We start from the raw sequence: 6,219 nt of genomic DNA on the forward strand, positions 1-6,219 counted from the left end.
CTACCTGGCCGCCGTTGCCCTGCTGCGCGCCGTCTACGACATGGTCGACCGATTGAAGTCGTGGGAAGAAGCCCGCGACCAGGACGGCCACGCGGTGTTTCGGCAGGTGTGTGCCGAACTGGACGCCGAACATGGGGACCACGGCCCGCGCCGGTCCTCCGGCTGGCGGCGGTTCGGCGCCGCCTTGCTCGCGGCACCGCACGCGGGTTGGACGGTCAGGCGGATCAGCCCACCAGCTTTCCGCCGTCAACCGGAATGATCCAGCCGGTGGAGGACGTCAGGTGCGTCACCGCCGCCATGATCGCGCTGACCGCCGAGCGCAAACCCGGTTCCGCGGCCGCAGCGCCGCCGGCCCCGCATCGCCATTCGCACGGCGTGCAGCCGGTCTCGGCGCATCGCCCGCCGCAGAGTCCGGCCTCGCCGATGTCGAAGCAGTCGGAAATCCCGGGTATTGCCGCGGTGATCGCGGTGGCCTCCGGCAAGGGCGGAGTCGGCAAATCGACCACGGCGCTCAACCTGGCCCTGGGCCTGCGCGATCTCGGCTTGCGGGTCGGCCTGCTCGATGCGGATATCTATGGGCCCTCGGTGCCCCGGCTGACCGGGATTCACGAGAAGCCGCAGCTGGACGACAACAGGAAGATGATTCCGATCCAGCGTTTTGGCCTTGCCATCATGTCGATCGGTTTTCTGGTCGAGGAGGAGACCGCGATGATCTGGCGCGGGCCGATGGTAATGTCGGCGATCACCCAGATGCTGCGCGACGTCGCCTGGGGCACCCTCGATATTCTGGTGGTCGATATGCCGCCCGGAACCGGCGATGCGCAGCTCACGCTGGCGCAGAATGTGCCGCTCCGGGGCGCGGTCATCATTTCGACGCCACAGGATCTTTCGTTGATCGACGCGCGACGGGGGCTGGCGATGTTCAAGAAGGTCAACGTGCCCGTTCTCGGCATCGTCGAGAACATGAGCTATTTTCAGTGTCCCGAATGCGGCACGCGATCTGATATTTTCGGGCATGGCGGCGCGCGGCTGGAGGCGGAACGGCTCGGAGTGCCGTTCCTGGGCGAAATCCCGCTGCACATGTCGATTCGTGCCACCTCGGATTCGGGAACTCCGGTGGTCGACAGCGAGCCGGACGGCCCGCATGCGGCAATCTATCGCGCGATCGGCGTCAAGGTCCGCGACCAGCTCCAGGGCGTTATCGCCGCCGCCTGAGGCTGTTTCTCGGGAAATATGCGACTTTCGTTTAGTCGGCATCGTCATGCCGTTGTCGTGGTTTTCCGAACCCGAATTTCCGTGTTAAAGCGCACCCGCCAGAGCGCCTACGGCGGACGCAGATACCGCTTCGCCGAGTTTGCCGCTCCAGGAAATCCGGGAAGTAATTGCCCCAACAAGGAGAAGCTGAATGAAGCGTCGTGATTTTTTGAAAGTTACCGCGGCCGGTGCCGCAGCCACCGCCGTGGCCTCGCCGGCGATCGCGCAATCCTCGCCCGAGATCAAGTGGCGCATGACGTCGAGCTTCCCGAAGTCGCTCGACACGATCTACGGCGGCGCTGACTATTTCGTGAAGCAGGTTGCGGAAATGACCGACAACAAGTTTCAGATTCAGTTGTTCGCGGCGGGCGAGATCGTCCCGGGCCTGCAGGCGCTCGACGCCACCTCCAACAACACGGTCGAGATGAGCCATACGGTGGCGTATTATTACGTCGGCAAGGATCCGACCTTCGCGATCTTCGCCTCGGTCCCGTTCGGCCTCAATGCGCGCCAGCAGAATTCCTGGCTCTCCCAGGGCGGCGGCAACGAGCTCGCCAACGAGCTTTTCAAGAAGCATAACGTGATCGGTTTTGCCTGCGGCAATACCGGCACCCAGATGGGCGGCTGGTTCCGCAAGGAGATCAAGACGGTTGCGGATCTGTCCGGCCTGAAGATGCGGATCGGCGGCATCGCCGGCCAGGTGCTGCAGAAGGTCGGCGTCGTGCCGCAGCAGATTGCCGGTGGCGATATCTATCCCGCGCTCGAAAAGGGCACCATCGACGCCGCCGAATGGGTCGGACCCTATGACGACGAGAAGCTCGGCTTCCAGAAGGTCGCCAAGTACTACTACTATCCCGGTTTCTGGGAAGGCGGTCCGACTGTTCACGCCTTCTGCAATCTCGAGAAGTGGAATTCACTGCCCAAGAACTACCAGGCGGTGATCGCCAATGCGACCGCGAACGCCAACAGCTGGATGGCCGCGCGTTACGACATGCAGAACCCCGCGGCGTTGAAGCGGCTGGTTGCCGGCGGCACCCAGCTTCGTCCGTTCACCAACGAGGTGCTGGAAGCCTGCCTGAAGGCTACCAACGAACTGTGGGGCGAACTCTCCGGCAAGAACGCCGACTTCAAGAAGGCGATCGACGCGATGCAGGCCTACCGCTCCGACCAGTATCTGTGGTGGCAGGTTGCCGAATACACCTACGACAGCTTCATGATCCGCTCGCGTACCCGCGGCTGATCGCACCCGAAACAGCGACGCCGTAAGTCGTGGCTTTGGCCCGGTCTCCATCAGGAGGCCGGGCCATTTTTGTGACCCCAGCCAATTCGCCATGGAAATCCGGAGCCGAATGTTCCATGCTGGTTCCAGGCTTCACAAGAAGGCCACGGCACAGCACAAACAGGGAGGAATCAATCGATGAAGCGACGAGACTTTATCAAGGTCACCGGGGCAGGCGTCGTGGGCGCCGCGGCCATGGCCGCCCCGGCCATTGCGCAGTCGACGCCGGAAATCAAATGGCGGATGGCGGCGAGCTGGCCGAAATCGCTCGATACGCTGTTCGGCGGCGCGGAGATGATGTGCAAGATGGTGGCTGAGGCCACCGACAACAAATTCCAGATCCAGATCTTTGCGGCGGGCGAAATCGTTCCCGGGCTGCAGGTACTCGACGCCGTGCAGAACGGTACCGTCGAATGCGGGCACACCGCGTCGTATTATTACTTTGGCAAGGATCCGACCTTCACTTTCGGCTCCGCCGTGCCTTTCGGACCCAACCAGCGCATCAACCAGGCCTGGTACATGCTGGGCGGCGGCAAGGAGCTCCTGAACGAGTTCTACAAGGGCTTCAACGTCCACTCACTGCTCGCCGGCAATACCGGCTGCCAGATGGGCGGCTGGTTCCGCAAGGAGATCAAGACGGTCGAAGATCTCAAGGGTCTCAAATTCCGCATCGGCGGTTTTGCCGGCCGCGTATTGCAGAAACTGGGCGCCGTGCCGCAGCAGATCGCCGGTGGCGACATCTATCCCGCGCTGGAAAAGGGCACCATCGACGGCGCCGAATGGGTCGGGCCCTATGACGACGAGAAGCTCGGCTTCTACAAGGTCGCGCCGAACTATTATTATCCCGGCTGGTGGGAAGGCGGCCCGATGCTGCTGGCCTACATCAACCTCGATAAATGGAATGCGCTGCCGAAACATTATCAGAGCCTTCTCGAGCAGGCCGGCCATTTCGCCAACAGCTGGATGATGGCGAAATACGATCAGGGAAATCCGGCGGCGCTGCGCCGGTTGCTCGCCGGCGGCACCAAGCTGCAGGCCTTCCCGCCGGCCGTCATGGACGCCTGCCTCAAGGCGGCGCGAGAACTGCACGCCGAAACGGCTGCGGGCAATCCGAACTTCAAGAAGGTGCTGGAGTCGCTGACCACCTTCTCGAACAACGGTTACCAGTGGTTCCAGGTCGCTGAAGTCGGTTACGACAACTTCATGGCACGGCACTCCAGGGGCTGATGCCCGCGGCCATCAGGCGAACGAACAAACCCCGGAGCGATGCTCCGGGGTTTTGCTTGAGGGGGTGTTATTGTTTCGTGGGCGGGCCGAAGTCCAGTGGCGGCAATTCCATCAGCGGAACCTCGATCTGGATCGTGTTGGGATCGATCGTCGAAGCGACGCCCTTGTAGTGCATCACCATCTGGGGGAACGCGATCACCAGCCCGACCATGATGCACTGGATTACCACGAAAGGTACCGCGCCCCAGTAGATCTGGCCGGTAGTGACGGGCTCCATGCGCAGTCCGGTGACCTTGTCGACATAGGATTCCTTCGGCGCCACCGAGCGCAGGTAGAACAGCGCGAATCCGAATGGCGGATGCATGAACGAGGTCTGCATGTTGACGGCGAGAATCACGCCGAACCAGATCAGGTCGATTCCCAGTTTTTCGGCGGCCGGCCCCAGCAGCGGGATGATGATGAACGCCAGTTCGAAGAAATCCAGGAAGAACGCGAGAATGAAGACCATCGCATTGACGAAGATGAGAAAGCCGACCTGTCCGCCGGGCAGCGAGGTCAGCAGGTGTTCCACCCAGACGTGGCCGCTCACGCCGTAGAAGGTCAGCGAGAACACACGGGCCCCGATCAGGATGAAGATCACGAAAGCCGACAGCTTGGCGGTCGATTCGGTCGCCTGCCGGATCAGGTCCCAGCTCAGCCGGCGCTTGGCGGCGCCGAGCAGCAGTGCGCCGGTGGCGCCCATCGCGCCACCCTCGGTGGGGGTCGCAATGCCGATGAAGATGGTGCCGAGCACCAGGAAAATCAGGAACAGCGGCGGCACCATCACGAAGGTGGTCTGCTGGGCCATCGCCGACAGGAAGCGTTTTCCCGTGAACTTGTCGAGGACCCAGTTCAGCACCGCCACGAAGAAGGCGAACACGATGCCGAAGAACATGCTGAGCACGACGAAGTCCGCGCCACGCGTCGTTGAACCCCGCATCGCCAGCCAGGCGAAAGCGACGCTGGCGATCGTGAGGACACCCAGCGAAACCAGTCCGCGGCTGCCATCTTTCTCGCGGAAGCCGATCGCTTCCGGCGGCAGCCCCGGCGCCGCCTTGGGAAAGATCATCGATACCAGAAACGCGTAGGACGCGTAGAGCGCGGCGAGCACCAGTCCCGGAATGAACGCACCCTCGTACATGTCGCCGACCGACTTGCCGAGCTGGTCGGCCATCACGATCAGCACCAGCGAGGGGGGGATGATCTGTGCCAGCGTGCCCGATGCCGCGATCACGCCGGAGGCCATGCGCCGGTCATAGCCGTAGCGCAGCATGATCGGTAGCGAGATCAGGCCCATCGAAATCACCGAAGCCGCGACGACACCCGTGGTGGCCGCGAGCAGCGCGCCCACGAAAATCACCGCATAGGCAAGGCCGCCGCGGATGGTGCCGAACAACTGCCCGATGGTGTCGAGCAGGTCCTCCGCCATGCCGGATCGCTCGAGTATCAGACCCATGAACGTAAAGAATGGAATCGCCAGCAACGTGTCGTTGCTCATCACGCCATAGACGCGTTCGGGCAGCGCCTGCAGAAAGTCCGGCCGGAACTGGCCGAGTTCGATCCCGATGAAAGCGAAGAGCAGGCCCACCGCGCCGAGGGAGAATGCCGCCGGATAGCCGGCCAGCAGGAACACGACCAATGACACGAACATGATCGGCGCCATGTTCTCGATAATAAAAGCTGACATCTGATTCCCCTGCGACCCCGTCCTGCGGTCAGCGTTTTTCGATCGCTTCGATGAGATGCTCGACCTCGGCCTCGAGAGCGTGCACCTGGGTTGCATGTGGATCCGGGATCTCGCCGCGCATCACGGCAATCCGTTTGATCAGCTCGGAGATGCCCTGCACCAGAAGCAGGATGAATCCGATAATGATCAGCGACTTGGCGGGCCATTGCGGCAGGCCGCCGGCGTTGCTCGATTGCTCGTTGACCTCCACCGAGCGCATGAAAAACGGGCCGCCCGTTATGATCATGATGATGCACAGCGGAATCAGGAAGAAGGCATGACCGACGACGTCGATCCAGTAACGCGTCTTCTTCTTCAGCATGTTGCTGATGATGTCGATCCGGATGTGTTCGTTATCGAGCAGGGTCCACGGCGCGCAGAACAGGAACACGATGCTGAACAGCAGCCATTGCAACTCCAGCCAGGAGTTCGAGGACATGTCGAAAGTCTTGCGGATGATCGCGTTGACCGTGGCGACGGCCACCGCCACCAGGATCAGCCATGCCAGGCGCTTGCCCACCCATTTGGTGAACGCGTCGATTACCCGGCTTATCTTCAAGAGCGATTGCAACGAAAGCCCCTCCCAGTTGCGCTTCTGCCGTCTTTCCGGCGCCCGTCAGGCGCCGCGGCTTATCCTGCCCTGCTAGCATGAAGCGATCGTACCATTCCAGCGCGCGAAGCCGCCGTCAAGTTT

5 protein-coding genes and 1 pseudogene are annotated in these 6,219 nt (G+C 62.2%); 4 read left to right on the forward strand and 2 right to left on the reverse strand.

Going from position 1 to position 6,219, the window contains the following annotated elements:
• The 4 genes and pseudogenes from Q8R73_RS22790 to Q8R73_RS22805 all read left to right on the forward strand — a co-directional run.
• A partial coding sequence (locus Q8R73_RS22790) for a hypothetical protein (protein ID WP_305721805.1) occupies positions 1–259 on the forward strand: 259 nt, incomplete at its 5' end.
• A gap of 26 nt (positions 260–285) precedes the next feature.
• Positions 286–1,215 (forward strand): annotated as a pseudogene (locus tag Q8R73_RS22795) (Mrp/NBP35 family ATP-binding protein); the annotation flags it as partial.
• A 190-nt stretch (positions 1,216–1,405) separates the two neighbouring features.
• Entirely contained in the window at positions 1,406–2,494 is a 1,089-nt protein-coding gene (locus tag Q8R73_RS22800; protein ID WP_305721807.1) for a TRAP transporter substrate-binding protein, read from the forward strand.
• Between the two features lie 177 nt (positions 2,495–2,671).
• Entirely contained in the window at positions 2,672–3,760 is a 1,089-nt protein-coding gene (locus Q8R73_RS22805) for a TRAP transporter substrate-binding protein (protein ID WP_305721808.1), read from the forward strand.
• Between the two features lie 67 nt (positions 3,761–3,827).
• Here Q8R73_RS22805 and Q8R73_RS22810 read toward each other — a convergent pair whose 3' ends face one another.
• Both Q8R73_RS22810 and Q8R73_RS22815 read right to left on the reverse strand, forming a co-directional pair.
• Positions 3,828–5,486 carry a TRAP transporter large permease subunit gene (locus Q8R73_RS22810; RefSeq protein ID WP_305721809.1) on the reverse strand — a complete coding sequence of 553 codons (1,659 nt, stop codon included), beginning with the start codon at positions 5,484–5,486 and terminating at the stop codon, positions 3,828–3,830.
• A 28-nt stretch (positions 5,487–5,514) separates the two neighbouring features.
• The gene (locus tag Q8R73_RS22815) at positions 5,515–6,096 is read right to left on the reverse strand and encodes a TRAP transporter small permease subunit (protein WP_305721810.1); all 582 of its coding nucleotides are present in this window, start codon (positions 6,094–6,096) and stop codon (positions 5,515–5,517) included.
• Between the last annotated feature and the right edge of the window lie 123 nt (positions 6,097–6,219).

It is taken from the genome of Bradyrhizobium sp. (assembly GCF_030697065.1).
Lineage (GTDB): Bacteria > Pseudomonadota > Alphaproteobacteria > Rhizobiales > Xanthobacteraceae > Bradyrhizobium.

What these genes read in the sequence shown, in the direction of transcription:
- Q8R73_RS22800 (WP_305721807.1), top strand. Translation starts at nt 1,406, where the DNA reads ATGAAGCGTCGTGATTTTTTGAAAGTTACCGCGGCCGGTGCCGCAGCC.
- Q8R73_RS22805 (WP_305721808.1), top strand. Translation starts at nt 2,672, where the DNA reads ATGAAGCGACGAGACTTTATCAAGGTCACCGGGGCAGGCGTCGTGGGC.
- Q8R73_RS22810 (WP_305721809.1), bottom strand. Translation starts at nt 5,486, where the DNA reads ATGTCAGCTTTTATTATCGAGAACATGGCGCCGATCATGTTCGTGTCA.